Annotated in this window: 32 protein-coding genes; 2 read left to right on the top strand and 30 right to left on the bottom strand. The window is 63.3% G+C overall.

Annotated elements, in window-relative coordinates; all coding sequences use genetic code 11:
• Positions 1–9: 9 nt before the first annotated feature.
• The 27 genes from map to rpsL form a co-directional block, all read right to left on the bottom strand.
• A complete protein-coding gene (gene map / locus KTJ89_RS07250) occupies positions 10–846 on the bottom strand; it encodes a type I methionyl aminopeptidase (protein ID WP_259357211.1) in 837 nt (278 codons plus the stop codon).
• Positions 843–1,409, bottom strand: coding sequence for an adenylate kinase (locus KTJ89_RS07245; protein ID WP_139468548.1), 567 nt, complete (start codon positions 1,407–1,409; stop codon positions 843–845). Before KTJ89_RS07245 ends, map begins: the two co-directional genes overlap by 4 nt.
• A 49-nt stretch (positions 1,410–1,458) precedes the next feature.
• The gene (gene secY, locus KTJ89_RS07240) at positions 1,459–2,760 is read right to left on the bottom strand and encodes a preprotein translocase subunit SecY (protein ID WP_139468549.1); all 1,302 of its coding nucleotides are present in this window, start codon (positions 2,758–2,760) and stop codon (positions 1,459–1,461) included.
• Between the two features lie 347 nt (positions 2,761–3,107).
• The gene (gene rplO / locus KTJ89_RS07235) at positions 3,108–3,560 is read right to left on the bottom strand and encodes a 50S ribosomal protein L15 (protein ID WP_101546948.1); all 453 of its coding nucleotides are present in this window, start codon (positions 3,558–3,560) and stop codon (positions 3,108–3,110) included.
• A gap of 1 nt (position 3,561) precedes the next feature.
• A complete protein-coding gene (gene rpmD, locus KTJ89_RS07230) occupies positions 3,562–3,744 on the bottom strand; it encodes a 50S ribosomal protein L30 (RefSeq protein WP_025777914.1) in 183 nt (60 codons plus the stop codon).
• Positions 3,744–4,427 carry a 30S ribosomal protein S5 gene (gene rpsE, locus KTJ89_RS07225; protein ID WP_216657189.1) on the bottom strand — a complete coding sequence of 228 codons (684 nt, stop codon included), beginning with the start codon at positions 4,425–4,427 and terminating at the stop codon, positions 3,744–3,746. Before rpsE ends, rpmD begins: the two co-directional genes overlap by 1 nt.
• The gene (rplR, locus tag KTJ89_RS07220) at positions 4,424–4,804 is read right to left on the bottom strand and encodes a 50S ribosomal protein L18 (RefSeq protein WP_092015640.1); all 381 of its coding nucleotides are present in this window, start codon (positions 4,802–4,804) and stop codon (positions 4,424–4,426) included. The genes rpsE and rplR overlap by 4 nt, the downstream gene beginning before the upstream one ends.
• Positions 4,805–4,806: 2 nt before the next feature.
• Positions 4,807–5,343, bottom strand: coding sequence for a 50S ribosomal protein L6 (rplF, locus tag KTJ89_RS07215; RefSeq protein WP_025777917.1), 537 nt, complete (start codon positions 5,341–5,343; stop codon positions 4,807–4,809).
• A gap of 17 nt (positions 5,344–5,360) precedes the next feature.
• Positions 5,361–5,759 carry a 30S ribosomal protein S8 gene (gene rpsH, locus KTJ89_RS07210; protein WP_025777918.1) on the bottom strand — a complete coding sequence of 133 codons (399 nt, stop codon included), beginning with the start codon at positions 5,757–5,759 and terminating at the stop codon, positions 5,361–5,363.
• Positions 5,760–5,826: 67 nt separating this feature from the next.
• On the bottom strand, positions 5,827–6,396 hold the full coding sequence (rplE, locus tag KTJ89_RS07205; protein WP_039206325.1) for a 50S ribosomal protein L5: 570 nt from the start codon (positions 6,394–6,396) through the stop codon (positions 5,827–5,829).
• Positions 6,396–6,764 carry a 50S ribosomal protein L24 gene (gene rplX, locus KTJ89_RS07200; RefSeq protein ID WP_139468550.1) on the bottom strand — a complete coding sequence of 123 codons (369 nt, stop codon included), beginning with the start codon at positions 6,762–6,764 and terminating at the stop codon, positions 6,396–6,398. Before rplX ends, rplE begins: the two co-directional genes overlap by 1 nt.
• A 2-nt stretch (positions 6,765–6,766) precedes the next feature.
• Positions 6,767–7,135 carry a 50S ribosomal protein L14 gene (gene rplN, locus KTJ89_RS07195; protein ID WP_025777921.1) on the bottom strand — a complete coding sequence of 123 codons (369 nt, stop codon included), beginning with the start codon at positions 7,133–7,135 and terminating at the stop codon, positions 6,767–6,769.
• Between the two features lie 144 nt (positions 7,136–7,279).
• Complete coding sequence (rpsQ, locus tag KTJ89_RS07190; RefSeq protein ID WP_139468551.1) at positions 7,280–7,567, bottom strand: 30S ribosomal protein S17; 288 nt, start codon at positions 7,565–7,567, stop codon at positions 7,280–7,282.
• A complete protein-coding gene (rpmC, locus tag KTJ89_RS07185; protein WP_025777923.1) occupies positions 7,567–7,818 on the bottom strand; it encodes a 50S ribosomal protein L29 in 252 nt (83 codons plus the stop codon). Before rpmC ends, rpsQ begins: the two co-directional genes overlap by 1 nt.
• A gap of 2 nt (positions 7,819–7,820) precedes the next feature.
• Positions 7,821–8,237, bottom strand: a complete 417-nt coding sequence (rplP, locus tag KTJ89_RS07180) for a 50S ribosomal protein L16 (RefSeq protein WP_025777924.1) — start codon at positions 8,235–8,237, stop codon at positions 7,821–7,823.
• A gap of 3 nt (positions 8,238–8,240) precedes the next feature.
• On the bottom strand, positions 8,241–9,056 hold the full coding sequence (gene rpsC, locus KTJ89_RS07175; protein ID WP_139468552.1) for a 30S ribosomal protein S3: 816 nt from the start codon (positions 9,054–9,056) through the stop codon (positions 8,241–8,243).
• Positions 9,056–9,442: a 50S ribosomal protein L22 gene (gene rplV, locus KTJ89_RS07170; RefSeq protein ID WP_025777926.1), complete on the bottom strand. Its 387-nt coding sequence runs from the start codon at positions 9,440–9,442 to the stop codon at positions 9,056–9,058. The genes rpsC and rplV overlap by 1 nt, the downstream gene beginning before the upstream one ends.
• Positions 9,443–9,484: 42 nt before the next feature.
• A complete protein-coding gene (rpsS, locus tag KTJ89_RS07165; RefSeq protein WP_025777927.1) occupies positions 9,485–9,766 on the bottom strand; it encodes a 30S ribosomal protein S19 in 282 nt (93 codons plus the stop codon).
• A gap of 15 nt (positions 9,767–9,781) precedes the next feature.
• Positions 9,782–10,618 carry a 50S ribosomal protein L2 gene (gene rplB, locus KTJ89_RS07160; protein ID WP_025777928.1) on the bottom strand — a complete coding sequence of 279 codons (837 nt, stop codon included), beginning with the start codon at positions 10,616–10,618 and terminating at the stop codon, positions 9,782–9,784.
• Positions 10,619–10,648: 30 nt separating this feature from the next.
• Positions 10,649–10,948, bottom strand: a complete 300-nt coding sequence (gene rplW, locus KTJ89_RS07155) for a 50S ribosomal protein L23 (RefSeq protein ID WP_025777929.1) — start codon at positions 10,946–10,948, stop codon at positions 10,649–10,651.
• On the bottom strand, positions 10,945–11,598 hold the full coding sequence (gene rplD / locus KTJ89_RS07150; protein ID WP_139468553.1) for a 50S ribosomal protein L4: 654 nt from the start codon (positions 11,596–11,598) through the stop codon (positions 10,945–10,947). The genes rplW and rplD overlap by 4 nt, the downstream gene beginning before the upstream one ends.
• 5 nt (positions 11,599–11,603) lie before the next feature.
• The gene (gene rplC, locus KTJ89_RS07145; RefSeq protein ID WP_101546942.1) at positions 11,604–12,278 is read right to left on the bottom strand and encodes a 50S ribosomal protein L3; all 675 of its coding nucleotides are present in this window, start codon (positions 12,276–12,278) and stop codon (positions 11,604–11,606) included.
• A gap of 11 nt (positions 12,279–12,289) precedes the next feature.
• The gene (gene rpsJ, locus KTJ89_RS07140; RefSeq protein WP_009379191.1) at positions 12,290–12,598 is read right to left on the bottom strand and encodes a 30S ribosomal protein S10; all 309 of its coding nucleotides are present in this window, start codon (positions 12,596–12,598) and stop codon (positions 12,290–12,292) included.
• Positions 12,599–13,109: 511 nt separating this feature from the next.
• Positions 13,110–14,303: an elongation factor Tu gene (tuf, locus tag KTJ89_RS07135; RefSeq protein ID WP_139468554.1), complete on the bottom strand. Its 1,194-nt coding sequence runs from the start codon at positions 14,301–14,303 to the stop codon at positions 13,110–13,112.
• Between the two features lie 116 nt (positions 14,304–14,419).
• Positions 14,420–16,525 (bottom strand): elongation factor G, encoded by a 2,106-nt coding sequence (fusA, locus tag KTJ89_RS07130; protein ID WP_172173599.1) that lies wholly within the window; start codon positions 16,523–16,525, stop codon positions 14,420–14,422.
• 99 nt (positions 16,526–16,624) lie between these two features.
• Complete coding sequence (gene rpsG, locus KTJ89_RS07125) at positions 16,625–17,095, bottom strand: 30S ribosomal protein S7 (RefSeq protein ID WP_039206341.1); 471 nt, start codon at positions 17,093–17,095, stop codon at positions 16,625–16,627.
• Positions 17,095–17,469, bottom strand: a complete 375-nt coding sequence (gene rpsL, locus KTJ89_RS07120) for a 30S ribosomal protein S12 (RefSeq protein WP_025777935.1) — start codon at positions 17,467–17,469, stop codon at positions 17,095–17,097. Before rpsL ends, rpsG begins: the two co-directional genes overlap by 1 nt.
• A 556-nt stretch (positions 17,470–18,025) precedes the next feature.
• Between rpsL and KTJ89_RS07115 the strand changes: the two genes are divergently transcribed.
• Together KTJ89_RS07115 and katG are read left to right on the top strand one after the other, a co-directional pair.
• On the top strand, positions 18,026–18,502 hold the full coding sequence (locus KTJ89_RS07115; RefSeq protein ID WP_172173602.1) for a Fur family transcriptional regulator: 477 nt from the start codon (positions 18,026–18,028) through the stop codon (positions 18,500–18,502).
• 120 nt (positions 18,503–18,622) lie between these two features.
• Entirely contained in the window at positions 18,623–20,830 is a 2,208-nt protein-coding gene (katG, locus tag KTJ89_RS07110) for a catalase/peroxidase HPI (RefSeq protein ID WP_259357210.1), read from the top strand.
• Between the two features lie 98 nt (positions 20,831–20,928).
• Here the strand turns inward: katG and KTJ89_RS07105 are convergent, their stop codons facing one another.
• From KTJ89_RS07105 to KTJ89_RS07095, 3 genes are all read right to left on the bottom strand, one after another.
• Complete coding sequence (locus tag KTJ89_RS07105) at positions 20,929–21,741, bottom strand: hypothetical protein (RefSeq protein WP_259357209.1); 813 nt, start codon at positions 21,739–21,741, stop codon at positions 20,929–20,931.
• Between the two features lie 91 nt (positions 21,742–21,832).
• Positions 21,833–23,368 carry a sensor histidine kinase gene (locus tag KTJ89_RS07100; RefSeq protein ID WP_259357208.1) on the bottom strand — a complete coding sequence of 512 codons (1,536 nt, stop codon included), beginning with the start codon at positions 23,366–23,368 and terminating at the stop codon, positions 21,833–21,835.
• Positions 23,365–24,081, bottom strand: a complete 717-nt coding sequence (locus KTJ89_RS07095) for a response regulator transcription factor (RefSeq protein ID WP_139468560.1) — start codon at positions 24,079–24,081, stop codon at positions 23,365–23,367. The genes KTJ89_RS07100 and KTJ89_RS07095 overlap by 4 nt, the downstream gene beginning before the upstream one ends.
• Positions 24,082–24,087 lie beyond the last annotated feature (6 nt).

Raw genomic sequence — 24,087 nt, 5'->3', positions numbered from 1 at the left:
GTTCTCCCCTCAGGCGTCTTTCGGAGCCACGGGAGTGATTCCGAACGGCGCCAGCCCGGCCGCTCCCCCGTCGGCGGCTGTGAGTACCCAGACTCCCCCGTCATGGCGGGCCACGCTGTGTTCCCAGTGGCTCGCCCGTGACCCATCCGCCGTCACGACAGTCCAGTCGTCGGCGAGAGTGCGCGTGTCCGCACCTCCCGTGGTGAGCATCGGCTCGATCGCCAAGCACATTCCGGGCTTGATCTTCGGGCCGTTCGAGCGTGCACGGTAGTTGAGGACCTCAGGCGCCATATGCATGGAGGTGCCGATTCCGTGTCCGGTGAATTCCTCGACGAGGCCCAGGTGGGGGAATGATTCGGAGACGAAGTCATCGATGGCGTCGCCGATGTCGCTGACCTTCGTACCGGTCGCGAATGCCGCGATGCCTGCCCACATAGCCGCCTCGGTGGCAGAGGACAGCTCACGGTCGGATGCAGTGCCTGCTTCGTCGCCGCCGACGATCATCGTCAGCGCCGAGTCCCCGTGGAAGCCGTCGACGACGGCGCCGCCGTCGATCGACACGATGTCCCCGGCGTTGAGGACACGGGATCCCGGGATGCCGTGGACGATCTCCTCGTTCACGGAAATGCACACGACTGCAGGGAATCCCTGATAGCCCTTGAAGTTCGAGCGGGCGCTGGCGGCGTCGATGACGGCTTCCGCAGCGGCGTCCACCTCGGCGGTGGTGGCTCCGGGAACGGCCGCGGACCGGGCCGCTGAGAGCACTTCTGCTGTCAGCTGCCCGGCCCGATGCATGAGCTCAAGCTCTGCGGGAGTCTTCAGCTCGATACGTGGTCCGAAGATCATCGAATGGTCGAGAGGATGCGCTCGGTGATGTCGTTGACTTCGCCGAGTCCGTCGACCTGGCGAAGCAGACCGCGGCTGCGGTAGATATCGGTCAGCGGTTGGGTCTGCTCTTCGTAGACGTCGAGGCGATGGCGGATGACGTCTTCGCTGTCGTCGCTGCGGCCCTCGGTCTGAGCACGCGCGAGGAGACGAGCGACGACCTCGTCGGTGTCGGCGGTGAGCTCGACCACGTGCTCGATCGCCTTATCCTCTGCAGCGAGGATCCTGTCGAGTTCGTCGACCTGGGCGCTGGTGCGAGGATATCCATCGAGGAGGAAGCCTTCGGCTGCGTCATCCTGTGCCAGTCGATCTGCGACCATCGAGTTCGTGACCTCGTCGGGCACGTACTCGCCGGCATCCATGTAGCGCTTGGCCAGCTTGCCCAGTTCGGTCTCACCCTTCACATTCGCCCGGAAGATGTCTCCGGTCGAGATGGCCGGGACGCCGAGCGCCTCGGACAGGCGTGCGGCCTGGGTGCCCTTGCCGGCTCCGGGAGGGCCGATCAGGATGATGCGTGAACTCATAAGGTGTCCTTCCAATGGAATGTCCGCTGAACGTCAGCGTCGGGTCGAATCAGCGCAGCAGACCCTCGTAGTGGCGCTGCTGCATCTGCGCGTCGATCTGCTTGACCGTTTCGAGGCCGACGCCGACGACGATCAGCAGTGAGGTGCCGCCGAACGGGAAGTTCTGGTTGGCGTTGATGAGAACCAGAGCGATCAGCGGAATGAGGGCGACGAAAGCCAGGTAGAGCGAGCCGGGGAAGTTGATGCGGCTGAGTACGTAGCTGAGGTACTCGGCGGTCGGGCGACCGGCACGGATACCCGGGATGAAGCCGCCGTACTTCTTCATATTGTCCGCAACCTCTTCAGGGTTGAAGGTGATCGCTACGTAGAAGTAGGCGAAGAAGATCGTCAGCAGCGCATACACGGTGATGTAGAGAGGATGGTCACCGCGGGTGAAGTAGGTGTTGATCCATTCGACTGCCTTGGATTCGGGATCGAAGAACTGCGAGATCAGACTCGGCAGGTAGAGCACCGAGGAGGCGAAGATGACGGGGATGACACCGGCCATATTCACCTTGATCGGGATGTAGGTTGACGTTCCGCCGAACATCCGACGTCCCACCATGCGCTTGGCGTACTGGACGGGGATCCTGCGCTGCGACTGCTCGACGAAGACGACGAGGGCGATGAGGACGAGTCCGACGGCCATGACGATGATGAAGATGTCGACACCCTGCTCGCGGAAGATCGCGCCGAGCGAGGACGGGAAGGCAGAAGCGACGGACGTGAAGATGAGCAGCGACATTCCGTTGCCCACACCGTGTTCGGTGATCTGCTCGCCCAGCCACATGATCAGGCCGGTTCCCGCGGTCAGTGTGAGGACGAGGACGGCAATGCCCCACCAAGTGTCGTTGGCGATGAGATCCTGGCAGTTCTGGACGTCGCCGAACAGTGCACCGGAGCGCACGGTCGCCACGAGGGTCGTCGAGTTGAGGATCGCGAGGCCGATGGTGAGGTAGCGAGTGTACTGAGTCAGCTTCGCCTGGCCAGAGGCACCTTCCTTATGGAGGGCTTCGAAGCGAGGAATGACCACTCGCAGCAGCTGGACGATGATGCTCGCGGTGATATACGGCATGATGCCCAGGGCGAAGATCGACAGCTGCAGCAGCGCGCCGCCGCTGAAGAGGTTGATCATGGCGAATCCGCCCTCATTGAGCTGAGGCGAAGCCACGCACTCCTGCACCTTGGTGTAGTCGATTCCAGGCGAAGGAATGAACGAGCCGAGTCGGAAGATGACAAGAATGCCCAGGGTGAAGAGGAGTTTCTTCCTCAAGTCGGGCGTTCTGAAGGCCCTCCGGATTGCGCCGATCAAGCGTCCTCCTCGTTGGGGGATGAAAAGTCAGAGTCGTGGTCGCGACCTGGCGATTGAGACAAATACCTGCAAAAGACTACCAGGGTATGCCCTCCAGGCCGAAACCGGCGAGGCCCCGCGGCGACTCGGCGCAACCTGTGTTCGAGGCGGTCACAGAGCGGTCTCAGACAGGGGTTGAGATGGCATCGGAGCGGTTTCACGCGGTGTTCGAGAGGGCGTCTTGGCGGTCTCGGCCTGATATGCGGACGACCGCAGCCGGCGTTCAGGGATGCAGAAGGGGGCGGCCACCGAAGTGACCGCCCCCTTGACCAGCGTTGAAGCCGGGAAACCGTTCCGAGTGGAACGGATCAGGCCTCGTTGGTGCTTCCGCCTGCAGCCTTGATCTTCTCGGCTGCGGAGCCGGAGAACTTGTCTGCAGTGATGTTCAGGGCAACGGTGATCTCACCGGTGCCGAGAACCTTGACGGGCTGCTTTGCACGCACAGCGCCCTTCTCCACGAGATCGGCGACGGTGACGTCTCCGCCCTCGGGGAACAGGCTGGACAGCTTGTCGAGGTTGACAACCTGGAACTCCACCTTGGCGGGGTTCTTGAATCCACGCAGCTTGGGCAGACGCATGTGCATCGGGGTCTGGCCGCCCTCGAAGCCGTGCGGAACCTGGTAGCGGGCCTTCGTGCCCTTGGTTCCGCGTCCGGCGGTCTTACCCTTCGAAGCCTCACCACGACCGACACGGGTCTTGGCGGTCTTGGCTCCGGGAGCAGGGCGCAGATCGTGCAGCTTCAGCGAGTCGTTGTTCGACATATCAATCGACCTCTTCCACAGTCACGATGTGGCGGACAGCGTTGATCATTCCCCGGATCTCGGGGCGATCTTCCTGCACCACAACGTCGTTGGTCCGCTTGAGACCGAGCGAACGCAGCGTGTCACGCTGGCTCTGACGGTATCCGATTGCGGACTTGCGCTGAGTAATCTTGAGCTTTGCCATCAGGACTTCGCCCCACTTTCAGCAGCTGCTCGCAGCAGTGCGTGCGGAGCAACTTCGTCGACGGGCAGGCCACGGCGAGCCGCGACCTCTTCCGGACGCTCAAGGCCCTTCAGCGCGGCGATCGCAGCGTGCACGATGTTGATCGCGTTCGCCGAGCCCAGCGACTTGGACAGGACGTCCTGGACGCCTGCCGCATCGAGGACCGCACGAACGGGTCCACCGGCGATGACACCGGTACCCGGAGCGGCCGGACGCAGCAGGACGACGCCTGCGGCTTCCTCGCCCTGGATAGGGTGCGGAATGGTCTTCTGGATGCGGGGAACGCGGAAGAAGTTCTTCTTCGCTTCCTCGACACCCTTGGCGATGGCGGCAGGAACTTCCTTCGCCTTGCCGTAGCCCATGCCGACCATGCCGTCGCCGTCACCGACCACGACGAGAGCCGTGAAGGAGAACCGACGTCCACCCTTGACGACCTTCGACACGCGGTTGATCGTGATGACGTGTTCGATGAACTGGTTCTTGTCTTCACGGTCGTTGCGACCACCGCGTCCACGGCCTTCGCCGCGTCCGCGACCCTGACCGCCCTGTCCACCCTGGCCGCGGCCACGGGAGGAACGGTCACCGCTGTTGTCGGTGCGGGTCTCAGCAGTTGCCTGCTGTTCCTTGTTCTCTTCAGTGCTCATAGGGCCAATCCTCCTTCACGGGCACCTTCGGCGATTGCCTGCACACGGCCGTGGTAGGCATTGCCTCCACGGTCGAAGACGACGGAATCGATTCCGGCGTCCTTGGCGCGCTGAGCAACCAGCTCGCCCACCTTGCGGGCTTTGCCGGTCTTATCGCCTTCGAATGTCCGCAGGTCGGCTTCCATGGTGGAGGCCGAGACCAGGGTCTTGCCGACGGTGTCGTCGATGACCTGGACGAAGACGTGGCGCGTGGAGCGAGTCACTGAGAGGCGAGGGCGCTCGGTCGTGCCGCTGACATGCTTGCGCAGTCGAGCGTGACGACGCTTGCGAGCAGCTGCCCTGCCTTTGCCGTAGCTTTCCTTCTTGCCAAAGGCCATCGTTACTTACCAGCCTTTCCGACCTTGCGACGGACGATTTCGCCGGCGTAGCGCACACCCTTGCCCTTATAAGGCTCGGGCTTGCGCAGCTTCCGGATGTTGGCAGCGGTCTCACCGACGAGCTGCTTGTCGATTCCGTGGACAGCAACCTTGGTCTGACCGTCGACGCTGAAGGAGATTCCCTCCGGCGGTTCGACGACGATCGGGTGGCTGTAGCCGAGGGCGAACTCGAGGTTCGATCCCTTGGCCAGGACACGGTAACCGGTTCCGACGATCTCGAGGGCCTTGGAGTAGCCATCGGTCACACCGACGATCATGTTGTTGATGAGCGTGCGGGACAGTCCGTGCAGAGAACGCGATTCGCGCTCTTCGTCCGGACGGGCAACCGTGATGACACCGTCTTCGAGCGATACGGTGATCGGCTCGGCGATGGTGACGGACAGCTCGCCCTTAGGTCCCTTGACGGCGACATCCTGGCCGTCGACCTTGACCTCGACGCCGCTGGGAACGGAGATCGGGTTCTTGCCAATACGTGACATGTTCTTCTCTCCTTCCTTTACCAGACGTAGGCGAGGACTTCCCCACCCACACCCTTCTTGGCGGCCTGACGGTCCGTCAGGAGGCCTGACGAGGTCGACAGGATGGCGATGCCGAGGCCGCCGAGAACCTTGGGCAGGTTCGTGGACTTCGCGTAGACGCGCAGTCCCGGCTTCGACACACGGCGCAGGCCGGCGATCGAACGTTCCCGGTTGGGTCCGAACTTCAGGTCCAGGAGCAGAGTCTTGCCGACTTCGGCGTCTTCGACGCTCCAGCCGGTGATGTAGCCCTCGGTCTTGAGGATCTCGGCGATGTTCGACTTGAGCTTCGAGAACGGCATACTGACGTCCTCGTGATAAGCCGAGTTGGCGTTGCGCAGACGCGTAAGCATGTCTGCGACTGGATCAGTCATTGTCATTTGGGCACTTGCCCTTCCTCGTTACGGTTTCCGCCCACGTACTGTGCTTGGACCTGCAACGTAGCGATTATTTTTGTTTGAACGGGAACCCGAGGTGACGCAGCAGTGCACGTCCCTCGTCGTCGGTTGCCGCGGTGGTGACGACGGTGATATCCATACCGCGGACGCGGTCGATCCGGTCCTGATCGATCTCGTGGAACATGGACTGTTCGGTGAGGCCGAAGGTGTAGTTACCGTTTCCGTCGAACTGACGATCCGAGAGTCCGCGGAAGTCGCGGATACGCGGCAGTGCCAGAGTGATGACGCGGTCGATGAACTCCCACATCCGGGCTCCACGCATGGTGACGTGGGCGCCGATGGGCTGACCTTCGCGCAGCTTGAACTGTGCGATGGACTTGCGGGCACGTGTCACGACAGGCTTCTGACCGGTGATCAGAGTCAGGTCGTTGATCGCGCCTTCGATCATCTTGGAATCGCGTGCTGCGTCACCCACACCCATGTTCACGACGACCTTGGTCAGTCCGGGAACCTGCATGGGGTTGGCGTAGTTGAACTCTTCCTGCAGCTTCGCAACGATCTCTTCGCGGTAAATCTGCTTGAGACGCGGTGCGGGACGGCTGGTGGTTGTTTCCGTCATCAGATCTCCTCCCCGGTGCGACGCGAGATGCGAACTCGAACGGTCTTGGTGCGACCGTCGCGCTCGACGCTCTCTTCGCGGTATCCGACGCGGGTGGGCTTGTTGTCCTTGGGATCAACGAGCGCCACGTTGGACACGTGGATGGGGGCTTCGTGGGTCTCACGGCCACCAGCGGTGCCGCCGGCCTGAGTCTGCGTAGCCTTCTTGTGCTTGATCACGCGGTTGACGCCCTCAACGAGGACGCGGTTGCGTTCGGGGTAGACGGCAAGAACCTTGCCCTGCTTGCCACGATCGCCACCACGGGACTGCCGAGCGCCGGCGATGACCTGGACGAGGTCGCCCTTCTTGATCTTGAGCTTGTTCGCCATGCTCACAACACCTCCGGTGCCAGGGAGACGATCTTCATGAACTTCTTGTCGCGGAGTTCGCGTCCCACGGGCCCGAAGATACGGGTTCCGCGTGGTTCCTCATCGTTCTTGAGGATGACAGCTGCATTCTCATCGAACTTGATGTAGGAGCCGTCGGGACGACGACGTTCCTTGGCAGTGCGAACGATGACGGCCTTGACGACGTCACCCTTCTTCACATTGCCGCCAGGGATTGCATCCTTGACGGTTGCCACGATGGTGTCACCGATCGAGGCGTAGCGCCGACCGGAGCCACCCAGGATCCTGATTGCCAGGATCTGCTTGGCGCCAGTGTTGTCGGCGACTTTGAGTCGCGACTCTTGCTGAATCACTATTTTCTCCTGTCGTCGCGCTGGTTCTCACGCCTGAGCGCGAGCCTTGCGGAACGGATTCATTGACATTTCACCCCGTTCCCGGTAGCCGCCCACGGCCTGCAGGAGGCCGCGGGCGGGACCGGGTGGGTGGGGTGGCGTTGACTACTTGGCGCGTTCGACGATTTCGACGAGCCGCCAACGCTTCGCGGCCGAAAGGGGCCGCGTCTCGGCCACGAGGACGAGGTCGCCGATGCCGGCGGTGTTCTCTTCGTCGTGAACCTTGTACTTGACCGACTTGCGCATGACCTTGCCGTAGAGGCGGTGCTTCATGCGCTCCTCAACCTCGACGACGATGGTCTTGTCCATCTTGTCGGATACGACGTAGCCACGTGCGGTCTTGCGGGAGTTGCGTTCCGCAGCAGTGGACTCGGTGTTCGTGGTCTCCGCCATCACTTGCTCTCTTCCTTGGCATCAGCGGGGTTCGGACGGATGTCCAGCTCCCGTTCGTTGAGCACGGTGTAGATACGAGCGATGTCGCGACGCACGGCCTTGAGGCGACCGTGGCTCTCCAGCTGGCCGGTGGCCGACTGGAAACGCAGGTTGAACAGCTCGGCCTTGGCCTTCTTGAGCTCTTCCTGCAGACGCTCGTTGTCGTAACCGTCAAGCGCGTCGATGGAAAGGTTCTTCGAACCGATAGCCATTCTCACTCACCACCTTCGCGGGCCACGATACGGGCCTTCAGCGGAAGCTTATGGATCGCCAGGCGCAGAGCCTCGCGAGCAACTTCCTCGGACACACCGCCGAGTTCGAACATGACTCGACCGGGTTTGACATTGGCGATCCACCACTCCGGCGAACCCTTACCGGAACCCATGCGGGTTTCGGCAGGCTTCTTCGTCAGCGGGTGATCAGGGTAGATGTTGATCCACACCTTGCCGCCGCGCTTGATGTAGCGGGTCATGGCAATACGTGCGGCCTCGATCTGACGGTTGGTGACGTAAGCCGGCTCGAGAGCCTGGATGCCGTAGTCACCGAAGGACACCGTCGTGCCTCCCTTGGCGGCGCCGCCCCGGTTGGGGTGGTGCTGCTTGCGGAATTTCACTCGACGAGGGATCAGCATTTCTCAGCCCTCCGATCCGGCCTCAGCCGCGGGGGCTTCGGCGCTGTTCTCAGTATTACGGGCCTGGTCGCCACGGCGCGGTGCGCCTTCCTGACCACGTCCGCGGCCTCCACGACCGCGCCCACGGCCACGCGGGCCACGAGCAGCAGGAGCCTTGGCCTGCTCGGCGGCAAGCTCCTTGTCGGTCATGTCGCCCTTGTAGATCCACACCTTGACGCCGATGCGTCCGAAAGTGGTGTGGGCTTCGTGAACGCCGAAGTCGATGTTCGCGCGCAGGGTGTGCAGCGGCACACGACCTTCGCGGTAGAACTCGGACCGGCTCATCTCAGCACCGCCGAGGCGGCCCGAGCACTGCACGCGGATGCCCTTGGCACCTGCGCGCTGGGCGCTCTGGATCGCCTTGCGCATCGCGCGGCGGAAGGCCACGCGGCTGGCGAGCTGCTCGGCAACACCCTGGGCGACGAGCTGAGCGTCGACCTCGGGGTTCTTCACCTCAAGGATGTTGAGCTGAATCTGCTTGCCGGTGAGCTTTTCGAGCTGACCGCGGATGCGGTCTGCTTCGGCTCCGCGACGGCCGATGACGATGCCCGGGCGTGCGGTGTGGATGTCGACGCGGACACGGTCACGCGTGCGCTCGATGTTGACCTTCGAGATGCCGGCCCGTTCGAGGCCGGTGTTCATCATCTGGCGGATCTTGACATCTTCGAGCACGTAGTCGCGGTAGCGCTGCCCCGGCTTGGTCGAGTCAGCGAACCACTTCGACTTGTGATCCGTGGTGATTCCGAGTCGGAATCCATTCGGATTGATCTTCTGGCCCATTAACGGTTCCCCTTCCGGCTCTTGCGCTGAGGCAGGTCGTCACCGCTGGCCAGGACCACTGTCACGTGGCTGGTGCGCTTCTCAATGCGAAAAGCGCGACCCTGGGCACGCGGACGGAACCGCTTCATGGTCGGCCCCTCGTCCACGAAGGCTTCGGAGATGACCAGTTCGTTCTCGTCGAACGCAACGCCTTCCTCGTCGGCCCGGACACGCGCATTGGCGATGCCGGAGGCCACGAGCTTGTAAATCGGATCTGATGCCGACTGTTCTGCAAACTTCAACACTGCAAGTGCTTCGGTCGCCTGCTGACCACGAATGAGGTCGATGACGCGCCGAGCCTTGCGAGGCGTAACGCGCAGGTACCGCGCCTTAGCCTTGGCTTCCATCGCTTCCTTCTCTCTTCTCTAGGATCGAAAGAGTGCCCCGCCTCAGCGGCGGCGACCCTTGCGATCGTCCTTTTCGTGGCCACGGAACGTCCGTGTCGGTGCGAACTCGCCGAGCTTGTGTCCGACCATCGACTCAGTGATGAAGACGGGGACATGCTTGCGTCCGTCATGTACTGCGATGGTGTGTCCCAGGAAGTCCGGGATGATCATCGAGCGACGAGACCATGTTTTGATGACATTTTTGGTGTTCTTCTCGTTCTGACGAGCCACCTTCTGGAAGAGGTGTTCGTCGACGAAAGGACCCTTTTTGAGGCTACGAGGCATAAGTCAGTACTCCAATCAGCGCTTCTTGCCGGTCCGGCGACGGCGCACGATGTACTTGTCGCTCTCTTTGTTCGGCCGGCGTGTGCGGCCCTCCAACTGACCCCACGGGCTGACTGGGTGACGACCACCCGAAGTACGGCCCTCGCCACCACCATGCGGGTGGTCGATCGGGTTCATCACGACACCGCGGACGGTCGGGCGCTTGCCCTTCCAACGCATGCGGCCTGCTTTGCCCCAGCTGATGTTCGACTGCTCGGCATTGCCGACCTCGCCGATCGTCGCACGGCAGCGCGCATCGACGTTGCGGATCTCGCCCGAAGGCATCCGCAGCTGTGCGAAACGGCCGTACTTCGCCACGAGCTGCACGGACGAACCGGCAGAGCGAGCGATCTTGGCACCGCCACCGGGACGCATTTCAACTGCGTGCACCACGGTGCCGACTGGGATATTGCGCAGGGCAAGGTTGTTGCCCGGCTTGATGTCTGCACCCGGACCGGCTTCCACCTGTGCTCCCTGCTTGAGGTTCTGCGGGGCGATGATGTAGCGCTTCTCTCCGTCTGCATAGTGCAGCAGAGCGATGCGAGCCGTACGGTTCGGGTCATATTCGATGTGTGCGACCTTCGCCGGAACGCCATCTTTGTCATGGCGGCGGAAGTCGATGACACGGTACTGACGCTTGTGACCGCCGCCCTGATGGCGGGTGGTCACGCGTCCCTGGCTGTTGCGGCCGCCGCGCTTGGGCAGCGGGCGCAGAAGCGACTTCTCCGGTGTAGACCGGGTCACTTCGACGAAGTCGGCGACCGACGAGCCACGGCGGCCCGGGGTCGTCGGCTTGTGCTTACGGATTCCCATGAGTCTTGTCCTTCTTTGACGAAGGATCGCTTAGAGCGATCCACCGAAGATGTCGATCGATCCGTCCTTGAGGGCGACAATGGCACGCTTGGTGTCCTTGCGCTTTCCCCAACCGGTGCGGGTGCGGCGGCGCTTGCCCTGACGGTTCAGGGTGTTGACCTTGGCGACCTGCACATCGAAGATCGTTTCAATGGCTTGCTTGATCTCGGTTTTGTTCGAGTCCTGGTCGACGAGGAAGGTGTACTTGCCTTCGTCCATCAGGCTGTAGGTCTTCTCCGAGACGACCGGTGCGACGATGATGTCGCGCGGGTCCTTGAAGTTCAGACTCATGATGCGTCCTCCGATTTGCGGTTTCCGCTCAGGAACGCGGCAAGAGCTGCCTCGGTGAACACGATGTCGTCGGCGAGCAGCACATCATAGGTGTTGAGCTGATCGGCGGTGAGCACGTGGACGTGGGGCAGATTGCGCACGCTCAGGTAGGTGAGCTCGTCGTCACGATCGAGCACCACGAGGGTGTTCTTGCGTTCGGACAGACCGGCCAGTGCGGCCTTCGCCTGCTTGGTCGACGGGGCGTCGCCGGTGACCAGGTTCTTCATCACGAAGACCTGATCGAGGCGTGCACGATCCGACAGGGCTCCGCGCAGAGCGGCGGCCTTCATCTTCTTGGGGGTCCGCTGCGAGTAGTCGCGCGGGACCGGTCCGTGCACGATTCCACCGCCGTTGTACTGGGGAGCGCGGATCGAACCCTGACGGGCGTTGCCGGTTCCCTTCTGACGGTAGGGCTTGCGACCGCCACCGCGAACTTCGGAGCGGGTCTTCGTCTTGTGCGTACCCTGACGGGCCGCAGCCAGCTGTGCAACGACGACCTGGTGGATCAGGGGCACATTGGTCGGCACACCGAAGACCTCGGCGGGCAGATCAACGGAGCCGGCCTTGGCACCAGCGGCATCGATGACGTCGACTGTCTTGACATCAGTCATGACGTTCAGGCCTCCTTCGCGGCCGAGCGAACGAGGACGACTCCACCCTTGGGGCCGGGAACGGCGCCCTTGATGAGCAGGAAGTTGTTCTCGTTGTCCACGGCGTGGATCGTGAGGTTCTGGGTGGTGTGCTTGACAGCGCCCATACGGCCGGCCATGCGCATACCCTTGAACACGCGACCAGGTGTCGCGGCTCCGCCGATCGAACCTGGCTTGCGGTGGTTGCGGTGCTGACCGTGGGAGGCACCGACACCGGAGAAGCCGTGACGCTTCATGACACCGGCGGTTCCCTTGCCCTTGGTCTTCGCGGTCACATCAACCTTGAGTCCGGCTTCGAACGTGTCGACGCCGAGTTCCTGGCCGAGCGCGTAGTCAGCAGCATCTGCAGTGCGCAGCTCGACGAGGTGACGGCGTGGGGTCACACCGGCCTTCTCGAAGTGGCCTGCAGTCGGCTTGTTGACCTTGCGAGGATCGATCTCGCCGAACGCGATCTGCACAGCGGGGTAACCATCGGTTTCCTCGTTGCGGACCTGGGTTACGACGTTGTTACCGGTGGCCACCACGGTCACCGGCACGAGGTTGTTCTGCTCATCCCAGACCTGGGTCATGCCCAGCTTGGTTCCCAGAAGGCCCTTGACCTTGCGGGTGGTCGGGAGAGCGGATGAACGAGTGTTCGCCATTGCTGCCTCCCTTAGAGCTTGATCTCGATGTTGACGTCGTCAGCGAGGTCGAGACGCATCAGCGAATCGACTGCCTTCGGCGTCGGGTCGACGATGTCGATCAGACGCTTGTGCGTGCGCATCTCGAAATGCTCACGGCTGTCCTTGTATTTGTGCGGCGAACGGATGACGCAGTAAACGTTCTTCTCCGTTGGCAACGGCACGGGGCCCACAACAGTCGCACCTGCGCGAGTGACGGTGTCCACGATCTTGCGTGCAGCACTGTCAATCACAGCGTGGTCGTACGACTTGAGCCGAATGCGGATCTTCTGTCCCGCCATGGCGTCGTCTCTTTCTTTAGTTGCTTCCGGCCATCAACTCGCAGAGTGTCGGAGACTCTCTGCCGTCTGTGCCGGCTGACCATGACCGACCCCCGAGGTCGGGCGTGTCGGCTGATCCTGGCGGAGAAATTCTCACTTCTCCCCCAAGCGCCGACGGCGCTTCTACTCATTGGCTGCTCGGTCCGAACCCGCATCATGCAGATTCATCGATCCGATAGTGTTTCAGGCTGTTCGCGGTATCACTACCGCAGTGCAGGGGTCAACGCCCAAAACGCAACTTCACTATCTTGTCATAGAGCACTTCACCCGCGCAATTCCGGGGACGGTGGCTGTGAGGGAACTCTCAAGGACGGCGCGAACCCGAATCATGCCGGTCCCCATTCTGACGGCGCTGCGGAACTTCCCCAAACTGCATCATCCTACCGGTGCTCGGCTGTTACGGTCCGAACATGCGGAAGGGCCGCAGTTCCGAAGAACTGCGGCCCTAGCCGGTGGTACTCAGTGAGTCAGATCAGGCGTTGATCTTGGTGACTCGACCGGCGCCGACGGTGCGTCCACCCTCGCGGATAGCGAAGCGGAGGCCGTCCTCCATAGCGATCGGCTGGATGAGCTCGACCGACATGTCGGTGTTGTCGCCGGGCATGACCATCTCGGTGCCCTCAGGCAGCGTGATGACGCCGGTGACGTCCGTGGTCCGGAAGTAGAACTGCGGACGGTAGTTCGAGTAGAACGGGTTGTGACGTCCGCCCTCGTCCTTGCTCAGGATGTAGACCTGAGCTTCGAACTTGGTGTGCGGGGTGATCGAACCCGGCTTCACGATGACCTGACCGCGCTCCACGTCTTCGCGCTTGGTGCCGCGCAGAAGCAGACCGACGTTCTCACCTGCACGGGCATCCGGCAGGGTCTTGCGGAACATCTCGATGGCGGTGACGGTCGTCTTGGACGACTTCTCCTTGATGCCGACGATTTCGATTTCGTCGTTCGGCAGGAGGACGCCGCGCTCGACACGACCGGTGACGACGGTTCCACGACCGGTGATCGTGAAGACGTCCTCAACAGGCATGAGGAACGGCTTGTCGACATCGCGCTCCGGCTCGGGAACGTTCTCGTCGACGGCTTCCATGAGTTCCTGAACGCTCTTGACCCACTTCTCGTCGCCTTCCAGCGCCTTGAGAGCGGACACCGGGACGACAGGAGCGTTGTCTCCGTCGAATTCCTGGCTGGAGAGCAGATCGCGAACCTCGAATTCGACGAGCTCGAGGAGCTCTTCGTCATCGACCATGTCGGACTTGTTCAGAGCCACGACGATGTAGGGAACGCCGACCTGACGAGCGAGCAGCACGTGCTCACGGGTCTGGGGCATCGGGCCGTCGGTGGCGGCAACGACGAGGATCGCACCGTCCATCTGAGCGGCACCGGTGATCATGTTCTTCACGTAGTCGGCGTGACCCGGGGCATCGACGTGAGCGTAGTGACGCTTCTCCGTCTGGTACTCAACGTGCGAGACGTTGATGGTGATGCCGCGCTCCTTCTCCTCAGGTGCGTTGTCGACCTGGTCGAAGGCGCGAGCCTCGTTGAGATCCGGGTACTGATCCGCCAGGACCTTGGTGATCGCAGCGGTCAGGGTGGTCTTTCCGTGGTCAACGTGGCCGATGGTGCCGATGTTGACGTGCGGCTTAGTCCGTTCGAAACTAGCCTTTGCCACTGGGTTCCTCCTCGTGGTTGTCAAAAGATATGCGGTTCATATCTTAGACCTTTTGTTGGTTATCTTTCATTCCGGCGACCATGTTCTTGATCACCGGGGCGACCGGAATTCGGAGATTACTCTCCGCCGCGCACCTTCTGGATGATCTCCTCGGCAACAGCCTTCGGGACCTCCGCATAGCTGGAGAACGTCATCGAGTACACCGCACGGCCCTGGGTCTTCGACCGCAGATCACCGATGTAACCGAACATCTCCGAGAGCGGGACCACAGCCTTGACGACCTTCACACCGGAAGCATCGTCCATCGACTGAATCTGTCCACGCCGGGAATTCAGGTCGCCGATGACGTCACCCATGTATTCCTCAGGGGTACGCACCTCGACGTCCATGACCGGTTCGAGAAGAACCGGGTTCGCCCGCTGGACAGCCTCCTTGAAGACCATCGAGCCGGCGATCTTGAATGCCATCTCCGAAGAGTCGACATCGTGGTAGGCGCCGTCGACCAGAGTGGCCTTGACTCCCACCATGGGGTAACCGGCGAGGGCACCGAACTGCATGGCGTCCTGGATGCCGGCGTCGACGCTCGGAATGTACTCGCGCGGAACGCGTCCGCCCGTGATGGCATTCTCGAACTCGTAAATCGTATCGCCTTCGACCTCGAGGGGCTCGAAGGTGACCTGGACCTTCGCGAACTGTCCCGATCCACCCGTCTGCTTCTTGTGGGTGTAATCGTACTTCTCGACAGTGCGACGGATGGTCTCGCGGTAGGCGACCTGCGGCTTGCCGACGTTCGCCTCGACCTTGAACTCGCGACGCATGCGGTCGACGAGGATGTCGAGGTGCAGCTCGCCCATTCCGCGGATGACGGTCTGGCCGGTCTCGTCGTCAAGCTCGACCTGGTATGTCGGGTCTTCCTTGACGAACTTCTGGATGGCCGAGGACAGCTTCTCCTGGTCGCCCTTGGTCTTCGGCTCGATGGCCACGGAGATCACAGGCTCCGGGAAGGTCATCGATTCGAGAGCGATCGGGTTCGCCGGGTCGCTCAGGGTGTCGCCCGTCGTGGTCTCCTTGAGACCGATAAAGGCGTAGATGTGACCTGCGAATGCCTCTTCGACAGGGTTCTCCTTGTTGGAGTGCATCTGGAAGAGCTTCCCGATGCGCTCCTTCTTGCCCGACGAGGTGTTGAGCACCTGATCACCGGACTTGACGTGACCGGAGTACACGCGCACGTAGGTCAGCGATCCGAAGAACGGGTGCGAGGCGACCTTGAAGGCCAGAGCCGAGAACGGCTCGTCCGTCGAAGGCTTGCGGGTCAGTTCCTCTTCGTCGTTGTTCGGGTTGTGTCCGATCATCGGAGGCACGTCGAGCGGCGACGGGAGGTAGTCGATGACCGCGTCGAGCATGGGCTGCACGCCCTTGTTCTTGTACGCGGAACCGCACATGACCGGGAAGGCCTCGGACTTGATGACGAGTTCGCGGATACCGGCCTTGACGTCAGCCGTCGTGAGCTCTTCGCCCTCGAGGTACTTCTCCATGAGCTCCTCCGAGCTCTCGGCGACGTCCTCGACGAGCTGCGCACGGTACTGAACAGCCTTGTCCTTGAGATCCTCGGGGATCTCGATCTCGGTGATGTCCTGACCCATCTTGGTCTCATCGGGCCAGACATAGGCCTTCATCTCAAGCAGATCGACGATACCGGCGAAGTCGCTTTCGGCACCGATCGGCAGCTGAATGACCAGCGGCTTCGCGCCGAGACGTTCCTTGATGGTGTCGACGGTGAAGTAGAAGTCAGCACCGAGCTTGTCCATCTTGTTGACGAAGCAGACGCGCGGAACGTCGTACTTGTCGGCCTGACGCCACACGGTCTCGGACTGGGGCTCAACGCCCTCCTTGCCGTCGAACACAGCGACAGCGCCGTCGAGGACGCGCAGCGAACGCTCGACCTCGACCGTGAAGTCAACGTGACCGGGGGTGTCGATGATGTTGATCTGATTATCGTGCCAGTAGCAGGTCGTCGCGGCCGACGTGATCGTGATGCCGCGTTCCTTCTCCTGGTCCATCCAGTCCATGGTGCCGGCGCCGTCGTGGGTCTCGCCCATCTTGTAGTTCACGCCGGTGTAGAAGAGGATGCGTTCGGTCGTAGTTGTCTTACCGGCATCGATATGGGCCATGATGCCGATATTACGGACCTTGTTCAGGTCGCTGAGCACGTCAAGTGCCACGGTGTCTCTCTCTCAATCGATGATTTGCTCGACTCCCCTGCGCTGCCGGCCGACAGAACTCGCGGACGAGGTCCGCCGACCGGCGCACAGGGCAGGCGATTACCAGCGGTAGTGGGCGAAGGCCTTGTTGGACTCGGCCATCTTGTGAGTGTCCTCGCGGCGCTTGACTGCTGCGCCGAGGCCGTTGCCGGCGTCCAGGATCTCATTCATGAGTCGTTCGGTCATGGTCTTCTCACGGCGCTGGCGGGAGTATCCCACGAGCCACCGCAGAGCCAGGGTGGTCGAACGAGCCGGACGAACATCAATCGGCACCTGGTAGGTCGCGCCGCCGACACGGCGGGAGCGGACCTCGAGGGACGGACGGATGTTGTCGAGAGCCTTCTTCAGGTTGACAACGGGGTCGTTGCCGTTCTTCTCGCGGGTGCCTTCGAGGGCACCGTAGACGATCCGCTCTGCGGTCGAGCGCTTGCCGTCGAGCAGGATCTTGTTGATCAGCTGCGTGACGAGCGGTGAGCTGAAGACCGGGTCAACGACGATCGGTCGCTTGGGTGCAGGACCTTTACGTGGCATTACTTCTTCTCCCTCTTCGCACCGTACTTGCTGCGGGCCTGCTGGCGACCCTTGACACCCTGGGTGTCGAGCGAACCGCGGACGATCCGGTAGCGAACACCGGGCAGATCCTTGACGCGGCCACCGCGCACGAGCACGATCGAGTGCTCCTGCAGGTTGTGTCCCTCGCCCGGGATGTATGCGGTCACTTCGATCTGGCTCGAAAGCTTGACACGAGCGACCTTGCGAAGAGCCGAGTTCGGCTTCTTGGGGGTAGTGGTGTACACACGGGTGCACACTCCACGACGCTGCGGGCTGCCCTTGAGGGCAGGAGCGTCCGATCCTGCTGTATTGACATGCCGTCCCTTGCGGACGAGCTGTTGGATAGTCGGCACTAAGCGTTCTCCATTTGCTTCTCGATAGACCTAATTCCCAATTCCGGCCACGACCGCAGTCGTCTCTGTGAACCGTGGGACATATCCGACCGGACACCGGGTGAAGCTTGGCTCCCGATGCCAGTAACCACGCGAGTCATCGACCCCTGCGCCCGGGTGTGTCGCAAGGACACGGAAGCGCAGCGACGACTTCTCGGCGGCCTGCAACGACGACTTCTCTCAAGGATTCCGGGCCTCACAGAACACCCGGCAGGATCGATCGACGACGCAGATAACACAATCAGTCGCCTACCAGAATATCTCTCTCGAGCACGTCTGGTCAAAATGGCGATCATGCATCCTACCCCGCCCTGCCGCGGAAATCACGCTCCAGATGGTTCACCCCGAGGATCACGCCTCTCACCTCGGACGACTCAGAACCACGTCATGTTCCTCAACTGCCGTCGAACCGCACCACCCGGACACCGGCACCCGCAGCGCGACCCGACGGCCGCCTCGGCGAAAACCTGTCATCACTTTCCTTGACTCGTTCAAGAGAAGCAGGCATTCTGGTGCTGTGAACGGGACGAAGCATGAACACGACGAAGACGCCGCCGCAGCTCTGCGGCAGACATCGCTGCGTGTGACGAAACAGCGGGTCGCAGTCCTCGATGCCGTGCGGGATCACCCGCATGCGGATACCGAGACCGTGATCCGCTCGGTGCGGGAATCGCTGCCGGCGGTCTCCCACCAGGCTGTCTATGACTCGCTCCACACTCTCACCGAGGTAGGGCTGCTGCGCTGCATCAAGCCTTCGGGCTCGGTGGCTCGGTACGAGCGCCGGATCGGGGACAATCACCATCATCTGGTGTGCCGGTCATGCAGTCTCATCGTCGATGTCGACTGCACGATCGGTCAGGCTCCGTGCCTGACGCCGTCCCACGATGCCGGCTTCGTCATCGATCAGGCCGAAGTGACATTCTGGGGCCTGTGCCCCGACTGCACGGCCGCCGGTGCTCAACTGACCGGCGACGATCAGTTCTCGGCCGTGTGACCCCGGCTTCCGTTCACCACCACCCGTCCTCTTTCGAGGACACGACTATGCCCTTTCTGCGAGGGTTGCCCATCCCGTCATCCGAGTCGTCGAACGCGACTCGACTGTGAAAGGAACACGATGACCCAGACGACCACCGGCGGCTGCCCGGTCGCCCACACTTCCACGGAGCCGGCCGCGGCGCCGGATTCCGACCAGCTGGTCAACCCCGTCCAGGGTGATGCCAACGCTCAGTGGTGGCCGAACCGCCTCAACCTCAAGATCCTCGCCAAGGGTCAGCCGGCACGCGACCCCATGGACCCTGACTTCGACTACGACGCGGAGTTCAACAGCCTCGACTACTTCCAGCTCAAGGCCGACATCGAAGCCCTGCAGAAGGACAACCAGGACTGGTGGTCCGCTGATTTCGGACACTACGGTCCGTTCATGATCCGCATGGCCTGGCACTCGGCCGGCACCTACCGCGTGCAGGACGGCCGCGGAGGCGGCGGCGAGGGTCAGCAGCGCTTCGCACCTCTGAACTCCTGGCCCGACAATGTCTCGCTCGACAAGGCTCGCCGTCTGCTGTGGCCGGTGAAGAAGAAGTACGGCAAGAAGATCTCCTGGGCCGACCTCTTCATCCTCGCCGGCAACGTCGCGCTCGAGTCGATGGGCTTCAAGACCTTCGGCTTCGCCGGCGGACGCAAGGACGTCTGGGAACCCGACAATGATGTGTACTGGGGCTCCGAGACCGAATGGCTGGGCACCGACAAGCGCTACGTGGGCAACCGTGAGCTGCAGAAGCCCCTGGCTGCGACGACCATGGGCCTCATCTACGTCAACCCCGAGGGCCCCGAGGGCGAACCCGATCCGGTCAAGGCCGCAATCGACATCCGCGAGACCTTCGGACGCATGGCCATGAACGACGAGGAGACCGTCGCCCTCATCGCCGGCGGACACACCTTCGGCAAGACGCACGGTGCCGGTCCCGAATCGCACAAGGGAGCCGAGCCGGAAGCCGCTCCGCTCGAAGAGCAGGGCCTGGGCTGGAAGTCCGATTTCGGCACGGGGCAGGGCAACGACTCCATCGGCTCGGGCATCGAGGTCACGTGGACCTACCACCCGACCCGCTGGGACAACGAGTTCTTCCACATTCTCTTCGCCTACGAGTGGGAAGTCTTCGAGAACGAAGGCGGACACCTGCAGTGGCGTCCCAAAGACGGCGGCGGGGACGATATGGTCCCCATGGCCCAGGGCGACGGACGTCGCGAGCCCCGTATGCTCACGACCGACCTGTCGCTGCGCTTCGACCCGGCGTACGAGAAGATCTCGCGCCGCTTCAAGGACGACCAGAAAGCGTTCGAAGATGCTTTCGCTCGCGCCTGGTTCAAGCTCACCCACCGCGATATGGGCCCGGCGACCCGTTACCTCGGCCCCGAAGCTCCGAGCGAAGAGCTCATCTGGCAGGACCCGGTTCCGGCCGGCACCCCGCTCGATGACGCCGGCCTCGAAGCCGTCAAGTCCGCCGTCCGCGAGTCCGGGTTGACCGTCTCGCAGCTCGTGTCGACGACATGGGCCGCGGCCTCGTCGCACCGCGTCTCGGACATGCGCGGCGGCGTCAACGGAGGTCGTCTCCGTCTCGAACCGCAGCGCAGCTGGGAGGCCAATGAGCCTGCCAAGCTCGCCGAGGTGCTTCCCGTGCTCGAGGGCATCGCCGAGTCCACCGGCGCATCGTTTGCCGATGTGCTGGCGATCGCCGGTGCTGTCGGCGTCGAGACCGCTGCCGCGGCGGCCGGTCACTCGATCACGGTTCCGGTCTCCACCGGACGCGGCGACGCCACCCAGGAACAGACCGATGTCGACTCGTTCGGCTACCTCGAGCCGACCCACGACGGTTTCCGCAACTACCTCACCGAGGGACTTCCGCTCAAGGCCGAGTACCTCCTGCTCGACAAGGCCAGCCTGCTGGGTCTCACCCCGCCGGAGCTCACGGTCCTCATCGGCGGGCTCCGCGTCCTCGGTGCGAACTACGAAGATTCCGAGCTCGGTGTCTTCACCGATCGCCCCGGCGAGCTGACGAACGACTTCTTCGTCAATCTGCTCGACCTCGGCAACGTCTGGAAGCCCGTCGGACCGTCAGAGACGGCCAATGTCTACGAGTGCTTCTCCCCCGAGGGCGAGAAGCTGTGGACCGGCAGCCGGATCGACCTCCTGTTCGGAGCGAACTCCGAACTGCGTGCGATCGCCGAGGTCTACGGCTCGGATGACGCGAACGAGAAGTTCGTCGCCGACTTCGTCAAGGCCTGGACGAAGCTCGTCGAAGCCGACCGCTTCGACCTCAAGCGCTGATCCGGCGACGGTCACCGAGGTGACCGACGCGTCAGCATGACGATGCCCCCACCGATCGGTGGGGGCATCGTCTTTGCTGCGCCGATATCAGACAGCGTTCACTCCTCCCGGTTGAGGACGGCGAATCCGGTGAAGATCCGGTCGAAGTGCGTGACGGCTGCGTTCTCGATCGTCGTCTCGTCGGTGTCCGCCGACGTGGTGCCAGCGCTTGCGTCCGATCCGTCGGAGTCAGAGGCGCTGCCGTCCGAGCTGGATACGTCAGAGCTGGATCCGTCAGAGGAGCCCCCGGAGTCGGCGCTGCCGCTCTGACTACCCTGCATTCCGTTGGCCTGTCCGCCGGGCATGCCTCCGCCGTTCGATTGTCCTCCGGGCATTCCGCCGCCATTCGACTGTCCGCCGCCATCCTGAGCACCGCCCTGTTGGCCGCCCATTCCACCGGGTCCGTTCTGGCCTCCCGGGCCCTGACTCGTCCCCGAATCGTTCGTCGCCATGGCCGCCGATGCACCGATCGCTCCTCCGGCGAGACCGCCGACGACGAAGAGAGCCGATCCGGCGAGCACTGCGGGGATGAGCGGGACGCGTCGCTTCTGCTTACGTGGTCCCTCGGAACCGCCGGACTGGGCGATCGGAGCGGACCGGTCATAGGGGTTCACCCACGGCCGCTGTCCCTCCGGGCTCCCGGCCCGCGGATCGGGTGCCGAGCGGGTCGTCTGCTCGCCCCATTCGTTCGCCCTGCCCTGGACCCCCGGATCCGATTGCATCGCCCAGTTGGGTCCGGCATGAGGTCCTGCCGTGCCCTCCTGAGCTTCGACCCTACGGGTGCTGTCTGCGGCGTTCGGGCCCGACGCTGTGTTCTCCGCGTGGTTGCGGTCCGGATCGGGGTTCTGGTCGGGGTTCTGGTTCTCGGTCATGGAATCTCCTCTGGTTGTCGGTGATTCCACTCTCCGCCGACTCGCTGTAGCCCCTCCCAGTCGTGCCTGTGGCCAACCTGTGCGACTCGCCTCAGGCGACAGGCAGGCGCAGCTCGAAGCTCGTACCAGCGTCCGTGGTCGACATCGAGATGCCGCCGCGCATGAGTTCGACGAGTCCGGCGGCGATCGACAGTCCCAGCCCCGAGGAACCTCCCTTGGCTCCGTCCTGCCGTGCCCGCGAGGGGTCTCCACGCACGAAGCGGTCGAAGACCCGGTCCCGGATCTCGGGCGGAATGCCCCCACCGTCGTCGCTGATGCGGATCGCCACGACATCGCTGGGCAGCTGCCCGGAGACCGGCTTCCGGGCCGCCAGTGCCTCGACGTGCACGCTGGTGCCCGGGGGCGTGTGCACACAGGCGTTGGTGAGCACGATCGACACGACCCGACGGACCTGATCGGCTGCTCCGCGCACCTCGAGGGCCTCCGGGGGAACATCGAGGGAGATCGAATGGTCGGGATTGACCACATGGGCGTCCTCGACGAGTTCGACGAGCAGGGAGGAGACGTCGACGGTGTCCTCCCTCGTCGGCTGGCGGCCGGCTTCGAGTCGGGCGAGGAGGAGGAGATCATCGACGAGGGAGGACATCCGCATCGCTCCCGAATCGATCTTGCCCAAGGAGGTGGCCACCTCGGCGGGCAGATCATCACGGTACGGGCGGGTGAGGTCGGCCCAGCCGCGGATCGTCGCGATCGGAGTGCGCAGCTCATGGGAGGCGTCGGCGACGAAGCGGCGCATCTGCTCCGTGCCGCGGTAGCGCTCTTCGAGGGCGGAGCCGACGTGGTCGAGCATCCGATTGACCGAGGCTCCCACATCGCCGACCTCCGTGCCCGGCACCGCCAGCTCGGCGGGAACCCGCAGCGCGAGCTCGGGTTTGCCGGCGCTCAGCTCCAGGTCGGCGACCTCCCTGGCAGTGCGGGCGACGTCGCGTAGGTCCCGCAGCTGGCGGTGGATGATCACCGCCATGAGCGCAGCCGTGGCGATGACGCCGATGAGGACGACGAACGCGGTCGTCCAGGCGGTGCGTTCGAGCGCGGAGTCCACGCTGCCCTGCGGGACACCGTAGACGGTGGTGGTTGCGCCGTCATCGAAGGCCACGACCCGGTAGGCGCCGAACCCGGGCACCCGCACGGACTCATGGGCGGATTCGCCGCCGTGAGCATCGACGTCGAGCAGGGCATCGATCGCTTCGGCGGACAAAGAGCGCGGACGGGTCAGCCCCGCCTCGGCGATGAGCCCCTCTCCCCCGTCGCCGGAATCGACGACGACGAGAGCTCCGTCGCCGACCCCCGGCTGGAAGAGATAGCGCAGAGCCGAATCGACCGCCGCCACCGAGTCGTCGCCCCCACCGGAGGTGCCCGGATTGCCGCTCGTCCCGGGGCCCGCACCGGGGCCGTCACCCGAGCGTGCATGCGAGGTCATCGACGTCAGCTGGGCGTCGAGGTCGGTCATCAGAGATCCGCGCACGCTCAGCCAGGAGGCGGTGCCGATTCCGGCGCCGACGAGGAGGAGGACGAGACCGGCGAGGACGATGAGCCTCGTCTGCAGCCGCCAGCGACGCAGAGTCACTGTTCCGCCCGCATGATGTAGCCGGCCCCGCGCTTCGTGTGGAACAGGTTCGGCAGGTCCGGGAACGGCGCGTCGATCTTCTTCCGCAGATAGGAGACGTAGAGTTCGACGATGTTGCCGTTGCCGCCGAAGTCGTAGTCCCACACGCGGTCGAGGATCTGGGCCTTCGACAGCACCACCCGCGGATTGCGCATGAACAGCAGCAGCACCTCGTATTCGCGAGCCGTCAGCTCGATCGGATGACCGGCGCGGGTGACCTCGTGGGAGCGTTCGTCGAGTTCGAGGTCACCCACGCGCAGCACATCATCCTCATCGACCGGACCGTTCGAGGCCCCCCGGCGCAGGCGCACCTCGATCCGGGCGATGACCTCATCGAGGTTGAACGGCTTCGTCACGTAGTCGTCCCCGCCCAGCCGCAGACCCGTCAGCCGGTCATCGACCTCGTCTCTGGCAGAGAGGAAGACCACCGGAGTGTCGATGCCCTCGGCTCGGATCTTCTCGATCACGGCGAACCCGTCAAGGTCGGGCAGCATGACGTCGAGGACGATCGCGTCGAAGCGTTCGCTCCTGGCCAGCGCCACGGCCTCGCGGCCGGTGCCGACTCCCTCGGCTTCCCAACCTCTGACGTGGCAGGCCATGACGAGGAGCTCGGAGAGGTTCGCCTCGTCGTCGACGATGAGGATGCGCGCCGGCGGATTCGCTGTCGGGTTCATAGCTCG

The sequence above is a fragment of the Brevibacterium sediminis genome (assembly GCF_024895295.1).
Taxonomy (GTDB): domain Bacteria; phylum Actinomycetota; class Actinomycetes; order Actinomycetales; family Brevibacteriaceae; genus Brevibacterium; species Brevibacterium sediminis.
Note: the sequence above shows the minus strand (reverse complement) of the source record. Positions and strands in the feature narration are given on the sequence as shown.